We start from the raw sequence: 14,948 nt of genomic DNA, 5'->3' as shown, positions 1-14,948 counted from the left end.
AGGGGGAGAAAGCTGATGAAAGAAGCGGTAATCGTTGCCGGTGCTAGAACACCGGTCGGGCGTGCGAAAAAAGGCACGCTCGCCACAGTCCGCCCAGATGATTTGGGAGCGCTTGCGGTGAGAGAGACAGTGAAGCGCGCAGGGAACTACGAAGGGGAAATCGATGACTTAATCATAGGGTGTTCCATGCCAGAAGCAGAGCAGGGACTGAATATGGCGCGAAATATTGGCGCACTTGCTGGTCTTTCGTATAACGTACCAGCCGTAACTATTAACCGTTATTGCTCCTCCGGATTGCAGGCAATTGCTTATGCTGCGGAACGGATCATGATTGGCCAGGCAGAAACGATTATTGCTGGAGGAGCAGAATCAATGAGCCTTGTGCCGGTCATGGGGCATGTTGTCCGTCCGAATCTCCGCATTGCAGAAGAAATGCCGGAATACTATATGAGCATGGGGCATACAGCAGAAGAGGTTGCCAAAAAATATGGTATTACACGCGAGGAGCAGGATGCGTTTGCCGTTCGGAGTCATCAGCGGGCCGCACAAGCCATTGCAGGCGGGAAATTTGCAGATGAAACGGTGCCCGTGGAAGTCACGATTCGAGAAATCGGACCGAATCACAAACCGGTCGAAAAGAAGGTCCATTTTACAAAGGATGAAGGGGTGCGTCCGGGAACGAACATGGAGGTGCTTTCCAAATTGCGGCCGGCATTTGCAGCAGGTGGCACAGTAACAGCTGGAAACTCTTCGCAAACAAGCGACGGAGCAGCAGCAGTAATGGTCATGGAAAGAGAAAAAGCGGAAGCGCTTGGATTAAAGCCGATGGCGAAGTTCCGATCATTTGCTGTAGGGGGCGTTCCTCCGGAAATCATGGGAGTTGGCCCGGTGGTAGCTATTCCGAAAGCATTGAAGCTTGCTGGTCTTAGTCTGTCTGACATTGGGTTAATTGAATTGAATGAAGCGTTTGCTTCACAATCCATCCAAGTCATAAGGGAACTTGGCCTTGAGGAAGACAAGGTAAATGTCAACGGTGGAGCGATTGCTCTCGGACATCCTCTCGGTTGCTCAGGGGCGAAACTGACGCTGACGCTGCTGCATGAAATGAAACGCCGCAGCGAACAATTCGGTATGGTGTCTATGTGCATTGGCGGAGGAATGGGAGCAGCTGGCGTATTTGAGCTATTGTGAATAAAACGAATAAAAGGGAATGGGAGGAATTATAGATGGCAAAACAAACAGAAAGACAGGCAGTTAAAGGTGGAGCGTTCTTAATTGAAGATGTAACATATGATCAAGTATTTACACCCGAAGACTTTTCTGATGAGCAAAAAATGATCGCCAAAACAACCGAAGAATATGTAAATAACAGTGTTATGCCGCAAGTTCCTTATTTGGAGAAGCATGAATTTGATCGTTCTGTAAAGTTACTCCGGGAAGCTGGAGAACTGGGACTGTTGAGTGCTGACGTTCCTGAGGAGTACGGCGGATTGAATCTTGATAAAGTCAGTTCAGCTTTAATTGCTGAAAAAATGGCGGCTGCCGGAGGCTTTTCCATTACTCATGGAGCCCATGTTGGCATTGGTTCGTTGCCGATTGTGCTGTTCGGCAACGAAGAGCAAAAGCAAAAGTACTTGCCGACTTTAGCTACTGGAGAGAAAATTGCTGCTTACGCATTGACAGAGCCGGGTTCGGGTTCCGATGCGCTTGGAGCAAAAACAACAGCAAAATTAAACGAAGCCGGCACCCATTATATATTAAATGGAGAGAAGCAATGGATTACGAACTCGGCTTTTGCTGATGTATTCGTTGTCTATGCAAAAATTGATGGAGATAAATTCTCTGCCTTCATTGTAGAAAAGGAGTTTCCTGGTGTATCCACAGGAGCGGAAGAAGATAAGATGGGAATTAAAAGTTCCTCCACACGCACACTTATCCTCCAGGATGCAGAGGTACCAAAAGAGAATCTGCTTGGAGAAGTGGGAAGAGGTCATGTCATCGCCTTTAACATTTTAAATATTGGTCGCTACAAACTAGGTGTTGGAGCCGTGGGTAGTGCTAAACGGGCATTGGACATCTCATTAAAGTATGCGAATGGGCGCCAGCAGTTTAAAACACCGATTTCCTCTTTCAATTTGATTAAGGAAAAGTTTGCTAATATGGCGTCTAAAATTTATGCAAGTGAAAGTGCCATTTACCGTACAGTCGGTTACTTTGAAGACCGAATGAGCCAGCTTTCGGAAGAAGAGCAAAAAGATGGCTTGTCAGTCGCTGCTTCTATCGCTGAATATGCCATTGAATGCTCACTCGGTAAATTTTTTGGCTCGGAAATGCTTGATTATGTAGTAGATGAAGGCGTACAAATTCACGGTGGCTACGGCTTTATGGAAGAGTATGAAATTGCGAGGATGTACCGCGACTCCCGAATTAACCGTATTTTCGAGGGAACAAATGAAATCAATCGTCTGCTTGTACCGGGGACATACGTGCGCAAGGCGTTCAAGGGTGAATTGCCATTGTTTGAAAAAGCACAGGAGCTGCAAAATGAAGTCATGATGCTGATGCCGGAAGAAGTCGGTACAGAAGCGCTTGAACAAGAAAAGTATTTAGTGAAGAATGCAAAAAAGATAGGCTTGCTTGCAGCCGGTCTAGCTGTTCAAAAGTATGGAAAAGCGCTTGAAAAAGAACAGGAAGTGCTCGCTAATATTGCTGACATTGTTAACAATATTTACGCGATGGAGTCCGTCGTTCTTCGCACAGAAAAAGCAATTGCCAAAGTTGGAGAGGAAAAAGCAAAGCAAAAACTGTTATATACCCAAATCTTTTGTCAAGAAGCCTTCAATCAAATTGAAGCTGATGCTAAAGAAACACTTGTTGCTGTGGAAGAGGGCGACACGCTGCGCATGATGACCTCTGTTTTAAGAAAATTAACGAGATACACTCCCATTAACGTAATCGCTAAGAAACGTGAAGCAGCTGATCGCTTGATTGAAGTGGAAAAGTATACTGTTTAATTAAGAGAAAGTGCCTGGAAATATAACTTTCCAGGCACTTTTTGTTTGAATATAAAGCTTGTTGAAAGATAGCTAAACTAATTGACTTAAGAAAAAAGAAGCAATAGAGAAATAGACCACGAGCGAGAAGATGTCGTTGACCGTAGTAATAAGCGGACCTGAAGCAACAGCAGGGTCAAGGTTGCACTTGTAGAGTATGAGTGGAACGATCGTTCCAGCAAGCGTTCCGAGAATAAGGGTGAGTAGAAGCGAGCTTCCAACGACGATTCCTAAGTATATATTTCCCTGCCAAATAAATGCAATAAGAGAAATGAGCAGACCGCATGTTATGCCGATGATTAAGCTGACGCGAAATTCTCGAAGGATTAGACGGGTGACTACCTTCACGTTGATTTCCTGCTCTGTCAGACCGCGTACGACTACTGCTAGAGACTGGGTGCCAGTATTGCCGGTCATCCCAGCAATAAGCGGCATAAAAAAAGCAAGCGCTACTACTTTTTCAAGCGTTCCTTCAAATTTCGAGATGATGCTTCCCGAGACAAGACCGATAAATAAAAGAGCAATCAGCCAGGGCAATCGGCGTTTGGCAGCTGTCAGCGGCTTTGTGTCAAAGTCAATTTCTTTATCCACAGCTGATAATTTACCAATATCTTCGTTCGTTTCCTGAATAACAATCTGCATCATATCATCAAAGGTAATAACCCCAAGCAGTCTCTCTTTCTCGTCCACTACAGGAATTGCGCTGAAATCATATCGCTTGAGTAGCTTGTTGATCTCTGCTCTCTTCGCTGTGTAGGGAACGGAAATAATCTGCTTCAACATAATGTCTTTTACCAAATCATCCGGCTGAGCAATGACAAGATCTCGATAAGAGACTGTACCAGCCAGCTTTTCTTTTTCATCAAGCACGTAAATAATGAAAAGCGTTTCAGAGTACATAGCATGAACACGTGCTTTTTCTACTGCATCGGCAACGGTATCCTCTAGATGCACAGCGAGGTACCGGTTTGTCATCATACTGCCTGCCGTGTTTCGCTCATAGCTCATCATTCGTTTTAAATATTTGGCTTCACTATCATTTATCTCCGATAAGAAACTATCAAGATCGGCTTTTGGGAAGTGAAGTAAAAGAGAAGACAATACATCGGTGTCCAGAAGGGAGAGAACTTTATTTGCTTTGGCAGGACCGATTTTTCCCAGCAACTCAAGTTGCTTCAGCTGATTAAACTTTTGTATCATACTGGCGATAGAAGCTTCATTAAGATGTTCTAGCATAGAAGCTCGATGCTTTTCGGGAAGGTTTTGAAAAATAGCGGCTAAGTCATAAGGTTTCTTGCTCGTGAACATGTCATTGATCTCTTGATATTTTTCTGCTTTCAGCTTTTCAATAACGAACAGTGTATCGTCTTGTATTTTTTTCATGATCAACACCTCCGTCATCAACGCTATTCCCTATAAAGGAATTTAAAAACCATTTTTGAGTAATTTTGGATATTGGTTATGGAAGGGAAGAATAGCTGAAACTTTGTCTTTTATTAAAAAAGCAGGTATATTTTAATTAATAGAGCAGGAGAATTGAAAACGGTGGCGAAAATATTTTAAAGCCGAGCACTGTGTAAATAGGAGGCTGATTGAAGAGTGACATTAACATTTTACTGGTATCCGAAGTGCGGAACATGCCGCAATGCAAAGAAATGGCTGGAAGAACATAATGTTGATTTTCGGGAAATACATATTGTGGAACATCCGCCTTCCAAGGAAGAATTGAAAGACTTATATAAAAAAAGTGGACTTGAATTGAAAAAGTTTTTTAATACGAGTGGCAAAAAGTATCGCGAGCTTGGATTAAAGGACAAAGTAAGCACCGCTTCCGACGAGGAATTACTGGAATTGCTCGCTTCCGATGGCATGCTTATTAAGCGCCCTCTTACTACTGATGGTGACAAAGTGACTGTTGGGTTTAAAGAGGAAGAATTTGAAAAACAATGGTTGTAAAGTGTGCGTAAAGCTTATTTTTCTTGCTTTATGCCTTTATAATAAGTAAAGTTTTAATTGAAATCAGGTAATGGAGGGATTTATATGAGCACACCGAAAGAATTACGTTATTCAGAAGAGCATGAATGGGTAAAAACAGAAGGGGATACCGTCCGTATCGGTATTACGCATTTTGCGCAATCAGAACTTGGCGACATCGTGTTCGTTGAGCTTCCATCTGTAGGAGATGAAATCACAGCTGACGAACCATTTGGTAGTGTTGAATCTGTAAAAACAGTTTCCGAGCTATATGCTCCTGTCAGCGGAAAAGTTGTTGAAGTAAATGAAGAGCTTGATGATAATCCTGAATTCGTTAACGAATCACCATATGAAAAAGCATGGATGATCGTTGTCGAATTATCTGATACTGCGCAGCTGGATAACTTAATGACAGCTGAACAGTATGATGAAATGACACAAGAAGATTAATGAAATGAGAAAAGGACACTTCCGGTTTAGGGAGTGTTCTTTTGCAATTTCTTACTAAATAAAGGACAATTAAACTGTGAGGCAAGATATTCAGACGGTGGAGGGATATTCATGCGTACAGAAAAAACAATCGTTGTAGAAGGGGCTTCGGATCGGAAGAAAGTACAAGAAATTGTAAATGAGCCGGTGGACATCATTTGTACGAATGGAACAATCGGACTGAGCCGGCTGGATGAGTTAATTGAAAGCTTGGAAGGACAAGATGTATATATCCTTGTTGATGCAGACCGCGCCGGGGAAAAGCTGCGTCAGCAATTTATCCGTGAATTTCCCGAAGCTCACCATTTATACATTGACCGTGTCTATAAAGAAGTCGCTACTGCTCCTTACCGCCATCTGGCTTCTGTATTATTAAGTGCCAACATTGATGTACATGGGGAGTTTTTACAAAAGGATGGATGAAATGCAAAAGGAACAAAATATAAACCAATTAATCAGGACGAATCATTTAGTAGCCATCTATGCGTATACACCGCTGTGCGGAACGTGCCAATTAGCTGGAAAGATGGTCGATGTTGTCGAGAAGGTGGACAACGGCTTTATATGGGCCCGCATGGATGTGAATTATCATGAGAGCTTTGCGATTCATCATGCGATTGAAAGTGTCCCATGTCTGCTTATATTTAAAGAAGGGGAATTAAAGGAAAAGATTTATGCCTTTCAGTCGGTTCCTCATATATATGAGAAGTTAAGTCAATATACATGATTGCTGCTTCCTACAGGGAGGCAGTTTTTTATATAGGCATGTTTGACGAAATATGCGAATGAGTGCGCACTTTGTCGAGTAATTAATAAAGGAGATTTCCTCCTCTGCTTGAAAGTTATTAAGTAAAGCTAAAGCGAACAGAGGGGGAAATAAAATGAAAGAGAAATTGTTAGCTGTACAGGCAGCTTGCCATGGTAGAACACATATCTGGCCATTGCTCCCGCTCGAACCTGTACACGTGCTGCTGGTAGGAGAAAGTGAGAGCTGGCTGCTCGTGATCAGCCATCAGGGAATGCAGCTTTCAAATAGCAGCACGGATCATTGGCATTTACGGTTGAGGGGTGGGCTTGAACCGCTCTTAGAGGGGCAGGGTCAGCTGCGCTTGTATGAAGCGATGGGGGCAGTCGAGGTGTCAGGATTTTACCGGGTTAAGCTTTGGTTTGAATCGTTCCTTTGGTTATGCCGCCCTTATTATGAAAAGTTTGATACAGCATAAAAACATTTTTTTAAAGAATAATTGACAATTTTCGTAGAATAATGATAAAATCAAATCCATTAAGAACAACATATTGCATACAGCTCTTATCAAGAGAGGTGGAGGGATGTGCCCGATGAAGCCCGGCAACCGTCAACAGCGAGCGCTTGTTGAAAAGGTGCCAATTCACACAAAGCGTTTTGCTTTGGGAGATGAGAGAAAGGAATCTACTAAAGAACACCTTTCTGCTCATTTTGCAGAAAGGTTTTTTTATTTTTTCGGGTGGAATGGAGGAAAACCGCCGCATGATTTCAATAAAAAATGTAAAAAAAGTCTTTTCCACAAAAAATGGAAAAGTGACAGCAGTAGATAATATTGACTTAACGATAGATAAAGGCGAGATTTTTGGTGTAATTGGTTACAGTGGAGCTGGGAAAAGCACACTTATCCGGATGCTGAATGGTCTTGAAAATCCGTCTTCGGGCTCTGTTGTTGTTGCGGACCGGGAGATATCAAAAATCCGGGGAAGCGAGCTGCGTCAGGCGCGCCAGGAGATCGGCATGATTTTCCAGCACTTTAATCTTCTTTGGTCAAGAACGGTGCGAGATAACATTGCCTTTCCGCTAGAAATTGCGGGTGTGTCGAAAGAAGAGCGCCTTAAGAAAGTGGATGAGTTGATTAAATTAGTTGGTTTGGAAGGAAGAGAAGACGCTTATCCTTCACAATTGAGCGGCGGACAGAAGCAACGTGTCGGTATTGCGCGGGCGCTCGCAAATGACCCGAAAGTTCTGTTGTGTGACGAGGCTACCTCAGCACTTGATCCGCAAACAACGGATGCTATTTTAGATCTGCTTGTTGATATTAATAAACGTCTTGGATTAACAATTGTGCTCATCACTCATGAAATGCATGTCATTCGGAAAATTTGCCATCGGGTGGCAGTAATGGAAGCAGGCCGTGTCGTAGAACTTGGTTCGGTGCTCAACGTTTTCAAATCGCCCGAGCAGCCAATTACAAAGCGGTTCGTTCAACAAGTGACCGAGCCAGAAGAATCAAAAGAAACCATAGAGCACTTGCTTGAACAGTTTCCAAATGGCAAGGTAGTCAAGCTTACTTTTATTGGTGAAAGTGCAGAGCAGCCAATCATTACGAATTTAATCCGTCAATTTAACATAGCGGTAAATATCGTCCAAGGGAAAGTGTCGCAGACGCAAAACGGTGCGTATGGTTCACTATTCGTTCATTTAACGGGTGAACCAGAGGAAGTGGCACAAGCAGTGGCCTATCTCGACAAGCAAGAAGTCAGCTCGGAGGTGATCCATCATGCTTGAACAATGGTTCCCTAATGTTGATTGGGAAAAAATGTGGGAAGCGACAAATGAAACCCTTTATATGACGGGTATATCCGTGGTGGCTACCTTTATTTTGGGAATACTCCTTGGTCTGCTGTTATTTTTGACAGCTAAAGGAAATATATGGAGCAATAAAGTAATTTACAGCATTGTCTCTGCTTTTGTTAATATTTTTCGTTCCATTCCCTTCATTATATTGATTGTTTTATTAATTCCATTTACAAAAGCACTTATCGGTACAATGATCGGTGAAAATGCGGCACTGCCAGCCCTTATCATCGGGGCAGCTCCTTTCTATGCGCGCATGGTTGAAATCGGCCTGCGTGAAATTGACAAAGGAGTCATTGAGGCAGCGCGAGCAATGGGAGCAAAAACGAGTACGATTATCTTTAAAGTACTGCTTCCTGAATCAATGCCAGCGCTTGTTTCCGGGATTACTGTTACAGCGATCGCTCTGGTTGGCTACACGGCCATGGCAGGTGTGATTGGAGCTGGCGGTCTGGGGAATCTTGCTTATCTGGATGGATTCCAGCGCAGCCGGAATGATGTCACTTTGGTTGCTACGATTATTATTTTAATCATTGTGTTTGTGATTCAATTGATTGGTGATCTTATTACTAATAAGTTAGATAAAAGATAAATTTTAGGAGGGGAAGAAAGATGAAAAAGTGGTTGCTTACTTTGTTAACTGCAGTAGTTGTGTTTGCGTTGGCTGCCTGTGGCGGCTCAGATGATAAGAAAGATGAGAAAGCAAAAGAAGGCGGCAAAGAAGATAAGGAAATCGTTGTTGGTGCTTCGAACGTACCACACGCGGTGATCTTAGAAGAAGCTAAGCCGTTGCTTGAGAAAAAAGGTTATGATCTGAAGGTTGAAACATTCCAAGATTATGTATTACCGAACAAGTCTTTAGAAGAGGGAGATTTGGATGCTAACTATTTCCAGCATATCCCTTATCTTGAGTCTCAAAAGAAAGAACATGGCTATGATTTTGTAAATGCTGGCGGCATTCATATTGAACCGATCGGTGTATATTCTAAGAAATATAAAACCCTTGAGGAACTTCCAAAAGGGGCAACTATTTTAATGAGCAGCTCGGTTGCAGACCATGGACGTATTTTAACCATGCTTGAAAAAGAAGGACTCATTAAATTAAAAGACGGCGTAAAGAAAGAGGAAGCGACAGTTGAAGATATCGCGGAGAACAAAAAAGATTTGAAGTTTGATTATAATTATGAAGCTGCTCTTCTTCCACAGGCCTATAACAACGGAGAAGGCGATGCAGTTCTCATTAACTCTAACTATGCAATCGATGCTGGTTTAAATCCGTTAAAGGATTCAATCGCTATTGAAGACAAAGATTCACCATACGTAAACGTTATTGCTGTCCGCAAGGGCGATGAAGATAAAGAAAAAATCAAAGCGCTGGTAGAAGTCCTTCATTCAAAAGAAATTCAGGATTTTATTTTGAAAGAGTGGGGCGGAGCAGTCGTACCGGTTAACAAATAAAGATAAAAACACCTGCAAGGAGTCCCTTGCAGGTGTTTTTATCTTTCATCGTAAAGGCCAGTTCTCTGTTTGGCTGAAAATCTTTTCTTATTCTGTATTTGAATAAAGCTTTTTTACTTGCTGCATATTAAAAAAGATAAAAACAGAGGAGGCTATCCTATGGACAGAGAAGTTTTAACATCAACAGAAGCAGCGTTATTAGAATATAAAGAGGGGCTTGGCACATTTACAAAAAAAATGCCTGGGCTCGCTGGTCATTTTAATGCATTTACGGCAGAGTGTTTTAAGGAGGGAGAAATCGGCCAAAAAGAAAAGCAGCTGATCGCTCTCGGCATTAGCGTCTATTCACAAGATGAATATTGCATCCTTTATCATGTGAAAGGCTGCTTGGATCAAGGGTGCAGTGAACAGGAAATTTATGAATCGCTTGGTGTGGCCGCAGCTTTTGGAGGTGGGGCGGCAATGAGCCAGGCAGTAACACTTGTACAGGAAGCGATCGATGAATTAAAAGTAAATCATTAAAACGACAGAATGGGGACTCTTTCGGAAAATTAAGAATCAAGCAGGATATGGTTTAAATTTTGAGAATGGGGTTATATAAAAGACAGGAAGCACGCAAAATCACGCGTGAGCAGGTAAGAGCAGTTCATATGCCTTTTGTGAAAAAAAGGAAAGACTGTTACGATAGTTCCTGTAAGAAAATTTCATTCTAAAAACCGAAAGGATTGATTCCCCATTAACTCGTTAAACTCACTGAATTTGCAGTACACAGACAGTATGGAAAAAGCTATGCATGGATCCCGTGGAGTTGGATATGAGGTGTACCGCCAAAATCATGAAGTGAGAATGAATGTTGAACGTCAACGTGAAGAGGAATATGTGGAGAGCCGACGAATGGTTGCTGATCACAACCGTAAATTTACGAACCATCTTTCATAATAAAATTGCATATAAGTAAACCTTCAAATTTAGCGTATGAGCCGACTTTGAAGGTTCAAAACAAAATACCGCAAATATTGAAAACGACTGTCTTTGAAGCCATAAGACTCGCTAGGAGCGAAATTGCTATAGCAATAAAGAACGCGGAAGTTTGCCAACCATCTGAAAGCCAGCACACATGCTGGCTTTTTCTATGATTCAAAAAGAAAATCTATTGTAAATAAGATAAATAAACAAGGGAGAAACTAAGAAAAATGGCTCCCATTTCCCTTGATTTCATATGAAGGATGAACTATCATCAAATATCCGGGACAATTCAGTCAGACCGGTTGAATATAATTTTCATTTGTTATAAGATTGTAATGAGAATAAATTGAGAATGATAATAAACATCGATTTGCTTCGATGATTACGGAGGTATGGACATGACAGCTTCAACATTAACAATTAAAGATTTACACGTATCCATTGATGGAAAAGAAATCTTAAAAGGTGTAAATCTTGAAATAAAAGGTGGAGAGTTCCACGCAATTATGGGACCAAATGGAACAGGTAAATCCACTTTATCTGCAGCTATTATGGGTCATCCTAAATATGAAGTAACGAGCGGAAGCATTGAATTGGACGGAGAGGACGTTCTTGAAATGGAAGTAGACGAACGTGCGCGTGCCGGTCTCTTCCTTGCTATGCAATATCCAAGCGAGATTAGTGGAGTAACGAATGCCGATTTCCTTCGCTCTGCTATTAATAGCCGCCGTGAAGAGGGGAATGAAATTTCTTTAATGAAATTTATCCGTGAAATGGATTCAAAAATGGATCTATTGGAAATGGACCAAGACATGGCACAACGTTACCTAAATGAAGGCTTCTCAGGCGGGGAGAAAAAACGTAATGAAATTTTACAATTGATGATGATTAAACCGAAAATCGCGATCCTTGATGAGATCGACTCAGGGCTTGATATTGATGCCTTAAAAGTAGTAGCTAAAGGAATTAATGAAATGCGCAGCGAAGATTTTGGCTGCTTAATGATCACTCACTATCAGCGTCTTCTTAACTATATTACACCTGATGTAGTTCATGTTATGATGCAAGGCCGTGTCGTGAAATCAGGTGGAGCAGAGCTTGCTCAACGCCTTGAAGCGGAAGGGTACGATTGGATCAAACAAGAGCTAGGCATCGAAGACGAAACAGTAAGCCAGTAAGAACAAAAAGCAGAGCCGCCTATTCTGGGAAGACAAGCATAGGGCTTCCATTCCCAAAAAAGACGGAGCTGTACAAAGAAAAGCGGTGCTGCCTTTTTTGGGACAATACATGTAAGCCATTCTGGCTGTGTGGCATGTTTTAGCTACACAGCTAGAACAGGTTATACCTTGAGAGGCGATGCAAAATAAAGAAGCGGTTTTCTTTATCGATAAACGAAAGTTGGATAACTAGGAGGACGGACATGACTGTAGAAACAAACCTACCAGTAGATCGAGAGTATATCCGCTCTTTTTCAGCAGAAAAAGGCGAGGGACAATGGCTGGCTGATTTACGCCTGACAGCCCTTGAAAAAGCGGAGGAATTGCCGCTGCCAAAAGCAGAAAAAACGAAAATTACGAATTGGAACTTTACACAATTTCCTTCTCATACAGTAACGAGTGAGCCATTTGCTTCTCTTGAAGAGCTTCCGGAACAGGTAAAGTCGTTAATCAATCTTGAAGAGGTTAATAAAAACCTTTATATTCAACGCAACCAGACACCGGCTTTCCTCGCTATTTCCGAGGATCTGTCAGAACAGGGTGTAATTTTCACAGATATTGCCACTGCTGTTCGCGAGCATAGCGATCTTGTTCAAAAGTATTTTATGACTAGCGTAGTGAAACCGGACGAACATAGACTCACAGCTCTGCATGCAGCTTTAATGAATGGTGGAGCTTTTCTATATATACCGAAAAACGTTGAAGTTAAAGAACCAATTCAGGCTGTGTATATTCAAGATAACGAGAAAGCCGCGTTGTTCAATCACGTGCTTGTTGTAGCGGATGACAATAGCTCAGTGACTTACGTAGAGAACTATGTGTCGACGGTTACACCTGAAAATGGAGTAGTAAATATTGTGGCAGAAGTGGCTGCCGGTACAAATGCCAAAGTTGTTTATGGTGCTGTTGATAATTTGGCAAGTGGGGTAACAACCTATGTGAACCGCCGCGGAGTTACAGGCCGTGACGCTCGCATTGAATGGGCGCTAGGCATGATGAATGATGGTGACACAGTCTCTGAGAATGTTACGAATCTGATTGGAGACGGCTCATTTGCCGATACAAAACAAGTGGTTGTCGGCCGTGGCAGCCAATCTCAAAACTTTACTACTAAAGTCGTTCATTTTGGTAAGCATACAGAAGGTTACATCTTAAAGCATGGTGTGATGAAAGATGCCGCTAAGTCTATCTTTAACGGTATTGGCAAAATTGAGCACGGTGCTTCTAAGTCAAATGCAGAGCAGGAATCACGTGTTTTAATGCTTAGTGAGAAAGCACGCGGCGATGCTAATCCAATCCTTCTCATTGACGAAGATGATGTAACAGCTGGCCATGCTGCCTCCGTTGGCCGTGTAGATCCGTTGCAGCTATACTATTTGATGAGCCGAGGAATCGACCGTAATGAAGCTGAACGTTTAATCATTCATGGATTTTTAGCACCAGTTGTTGAAAAAATGCCAATTGAAGGCGTGAAAAAGCAACTGACTGAAGTGATTGAAAGGAAAGTACGCTGATGAACGCCAAGGAAATTAAAAAATATTTCCCTATTCTTGATCAAGAAGTGAACGGTCATCCGCTTGTGTATTTAGATAATGCAGCGACTTCTCAAAAGCCTGTACAGGTAATTGAAGCGCTTGACAACTACTATCGTCAGTACAATTCTAACGTGCACCGGGGCGTGCATACACTTGGTAACCGAGCAACGGATGCCTATGAAGGTGCGCGCGATAAGGTACGTAAATTTATTAATGCAAGGGCTCGTGAAGAAATTGTGTTTACAAGAGGAACGACAACTTCTATTAACACGATTGCTCAAAGCTATGGACGGGCAAATGTAGGTGAGGGCGACGAAATCGTCATCACCTACATGGAGCATCACAGCAACATTATTCCTTGGCAGCAGCTTGCTAAAGAAAAAGGGGCGGTGCTGAAATATTTACCGCTTCAGAACAATGGAACAGTTTCGCTTGAAGATGTAAGGGAAATAGTTACAGAAAAGACGAAAATTGTTTCTATTATGATGGTGTCAAATGTGCTCGGCACGATTAACCCGATTAAAGAAATTACCGAGATCGTTCATGAAAAAGGAGCCGTCATGGTTGTAGATGGAGCACAGACTGCTCCGCATATGAAGATTGATGTTCAAGAGTTAAATTGCGATTTTCTTGCTTTTTCGGGTCATAAAATGTGCGGGCCAACCGGCATTGGTGTAATGTACGGCAAGAAGGAACTTCTTGAAAACATGGAACCGGTGGAATTTGGCGGCGAAATGATTGATTTTGTGGGGCTTAATGATTCAACATGGAAGGAGCTTCCTTGGAAATTTGAAGGCGGCACGCCGATTATTGCGGGAGCCATCGGCTTAGGCGCAGCTATTGATTTTCTTGAAGAGATCGGTCTTGATGAGATTGAGAAGTATGAACATCATTTAGCTGACTATGCAATGGAACGGCTTAGTACAATTGAAGGCATGACAATCTATGGACCGCTTGCCGGTGAAAAGCGTGCTGGACTTGTTACATTTAATTTGGCCGATGTGCACCCTCATGATGTAGCGACTGTGCTTGATGCGGAAGGAATTGCTGTTCGGGCAGGCCATCATTGTGCGCAACCCCTCATGAAGTGGCTGGAATGTTCAGCAACTGCAAGAGCAAGCTTCTATGTGTACAATTTGGAAGAAGATGTCGATAAGCTCGTCCAGGGACTCGTTAAAACAAAGGAGTATTTCAGTGATGTCTTTTAATAACTTAGATCAGCTGTATCGCCAAGTCATTATGGATCACTATAAGAATCCTCGTAATAAAGGACAGTTAGAAGACGGCACGTTAACCATTGATATGAATAACCCGACTTGTGGAGATCGCATTCATCTCACAATGAATGTAGAAGATGGAAAAGTGTCAGAAGCGAAATTTGATGGAGAAGGATGTTCCATTTCAATGGCTTCAGCCTCCATGATGACACAAGCGGTTAAAGGCAAAGATATAGAGACAGCCTTAAAACTTTCAAAGGTTTTTTCAGAAATGATGCAAGGAAACGACTATCCAGATGATTTAGATCTTGGCGACATTGAGGCATTGCAGGGAGTAGCTAAATTTCCTGCCCGCATCAAATGTGCGACGCTTGCATGGAAGGCCATGGAAAAAGGCTTGTCTGAGCAAGAATAATAAAACTAACAGGAGGAATGAA

Annotated in this window: 17 protein-coding genes and 1 riboswitch; of the genes, 16 read left to right on the top strand and 1 reads right to left on the bottom strand. The window is 42.4% G+C overall.

Annotation, left to right across the window (positions count from 1 at the left end):
* Positions 1-15 precede the first annotated feature (15 nt).
* The gene (locus tag CJ483_RS09350; RefSeq protein ID WP_120034286.1) at positions 16-1,191 is read left to right on the top strand and encodes an acetyl-CoA C-acetyltransferase; all 1,176 of its coding nucleotides are present in this window, start codon (positions 16-18) and stop codon (positions 1,189-1,191) included.
* Positions 1,192-1,226: 35 nt separating this feature from the next.
* Complete coding sequence (locus CJ483_RS09345) at positions 1,227-3,014, top strand: acyl-CoA dehydrogenase family protein (RefSeq protein WP_120034284.1); 1,788 nt, start codon at positions 1,227-1,229, stop codon at positions 3,012-3,014.
* A 72-nt stretch (positions 3,015-3,086) separates the two neighbouring features.
* Here CJ483_RS09345 and mgtE read toward each other — a convergent pair whose 3' ends face one another.
* Complete coding sequence (gene mgtE / locus CJ483_RS09340; RefSeq protein WP_120034282.1) at positions 3,087-4,436, bottom strand: magnesium transporter; 1,350 nt, start codon at positions 4,434-4,436, stop codon at positions 3,087-3,089.
* 216 nt (positions 4,437-4,652) lie between these two features.
* Here mgtE and CJ483_RS09335 point away from each other — a divergent pair, with 216 nt between their 5' ends.
* From CJ483_RS09335 to sufU, 14 genes are all read left to right on the top strand, one after another.
* On the top strand, positions 4,653-5,009 hold the full coding sequence (locus tag CJ483_RS09335) for an arsenate reductase family protein (protein ID WP_120034280.1): 357 nt from the start codon (positions 4,653-4,655) through the stop codon (positions 5,007-5,009).
* Between the two features lie 84 nt (positions 5,010-5,093).
* Positions 5,094-5,477, top strand: a complete 384-nt coding sequence (gene gcvH / locus CJ483_RS09330) for a glycine cleavage system protein GcvH (RefSeq protein WP_120034277.1) — start codon at positions 5,094-5,096, stop codon at positions 5,475-5,477.
* A gap of 111 nt (positions 5,478-5,588) precedes the next feature.
* Positions 5,589-5,939: a toprim domain-containing protein gene (locus CJ483_RS09325; protein ID WP_120034275.1), complete on the top strand. Its 351-nt coding sequence runs from the start codon at positions 5,589-5,591 to the stop codon at positions 5,937-5,939.
* A gap of 1 nt (position 5,940) precedes the next feature.
* Positions 5,941-6,243, top strand: a complete 303-nt coding sequence (locus CJ483_RS09320; RefSeq protein WP_259455598.1) for a thioredoxin family protein — start codon at positions 5,941-5,943, stop codon at positions 6,241-6,243.
* Positions 6,244-6,397: 154 nt separating this feature from the next.
* A complete protein-coding gene (locus CJ483_RS09315; RefSeq protein ID WP_120034271.1) occupies positions 6,398-6,739 on the top strand; it encodes a hypothetical protein in 342 nt (113 codons plus the stop codon).
* Positions 6,740-6,822: 83 nt separating this feature from the next.
* Positions 6,823-6,937: riboswitch (SAM riboswitch) on the top strand.
* A gap of 86 nt (positions 6,938-7,023) precedes the next feature.
* Complete coding sequence (locus CJ483_RS09310; RefSeq protein WP_120037895.1) at positions 7,024-8,049, top strand: methionine ABC transporter ATP-binding protein; 1,026 nt, start codon at positions 7,024-7,026, stop codon at positions 8,047-8,049.
* Positions 8,042-8,710, top strand: coding sequence for a methionine ABC transporter permease (locus CJ483_RS09305; protein WP_120034269.1), 669 nt, complete (start codon positions 8,042-8,044; stop codon positions 8,708-8,710). The genes CJ483_RS09310 and CJ483_RS09305 overlap by 8 nt, the downstream gene beginning before the upstream one ends.
* Positions 8,711-8,730: 20 nt before the next feature.
* On the top strand, positions 8,731-9,576 hold the full coding sequence (locus CJ483_RS09300) for a MetQ/NlpA family ABC transporter substrate-binding protein (protein WP_120034268.1): 846 nt from the start codon (positions 8,731-8,733) through the stop codon (positions 9,574-9,576).
* A gap of 159 nt (positions 9,577-9,735) precedes the next feature.
* Positions 9,736-10,098 carry a carboxymuconolactone decarboxylase family protein gene (locus CJ483_RS09295; protein WP_120034266.1) on the top strand — a complete coding sequence of 121 codons (363 nt, stop codon included), beginning with the start codon at positions 9,736-9,738 and terminating at the stop codon, positions 10,096-10,098.
* Between the two features lie 255 nt (positions 10,099-10,353).
* A complete protein-coding gene (locus CJ483_RS09290; RefSeq protein ID WP_182917009.1) occupies positions 10,354-10,515 on the top strand; it encodes a YuzK family famiily protein in 162 nt (53 codons plus the stop codon).
* 425 nt (positions 10,516-10,940) lie between these two features.
* On the top strand, positions 10,941-11,720 hold the full coding sequence (sufC, locus tag CJ483_RS09285) for a Fe-S cluster assembly ATPase SufC (RefSeq protein WP_120034262.1): 780 nt from the start codon (positions 10,941-10,943) through the stop codon (positions 11,718-11,720).
* 242 nt (positions 11,721-11,962) lie between these two features.
* Positions 11,963-13,273: a Fe-S cluster assembly protein SufD gene (gene sufD, locus CJ483_RS09280; RefSeq protein ID WP_120034260.1), complete on the top strand. Its 1,311-nt coding sequence runs from the start codon at positions 11,963-11,965 to the stop codon at positions 13,271-13,273.
* On the top strand, positions 13,273-14,502 hold the full coding sequence (locus tag CJ483_RS09275; RefSeq protein ID WP_120034258.1) for a cysteine desulfurase: 1,230 nt from the start codon (positions 13,273-13,275) through the stop codon (positions 14,500-14,502). Before sufD ends, CJ483_RS09275 begins: the two co-directional genes overlap by 1 nt.
* On the top strand, positions 14,492-14,926 hold the full coding sequence (gene sufU / locus CJ483_RS09270; RefSeq protein WP_120034256.1) for a Fe-S cluster assembly sulfur transfer protein SufU: 435 nt from the start codon (positions 14,492-14,494) through the stop codon (positions 14,924-14,926). Before CJ483_RS09275 ends, sufU begins: the two co-directional genes overlap by 11 nt.
* Positions 14,927-14,948 lie beyond the last annotated feature (22 nt).

The sequence above is a fragment of the Bacillus sp. PK3_68 genome (assembly GCF_003600835.1).
Lineage (GTDB): Bacteria > Bacillota > Bacilli > Bacillales > Domibacillaceae > Pseudobacillus.
The sequence above is the reverse complement of the archived record's forward strand: the minus strand, read 5'-3'. Positions and strand labels throughout refer to the sequence as shown.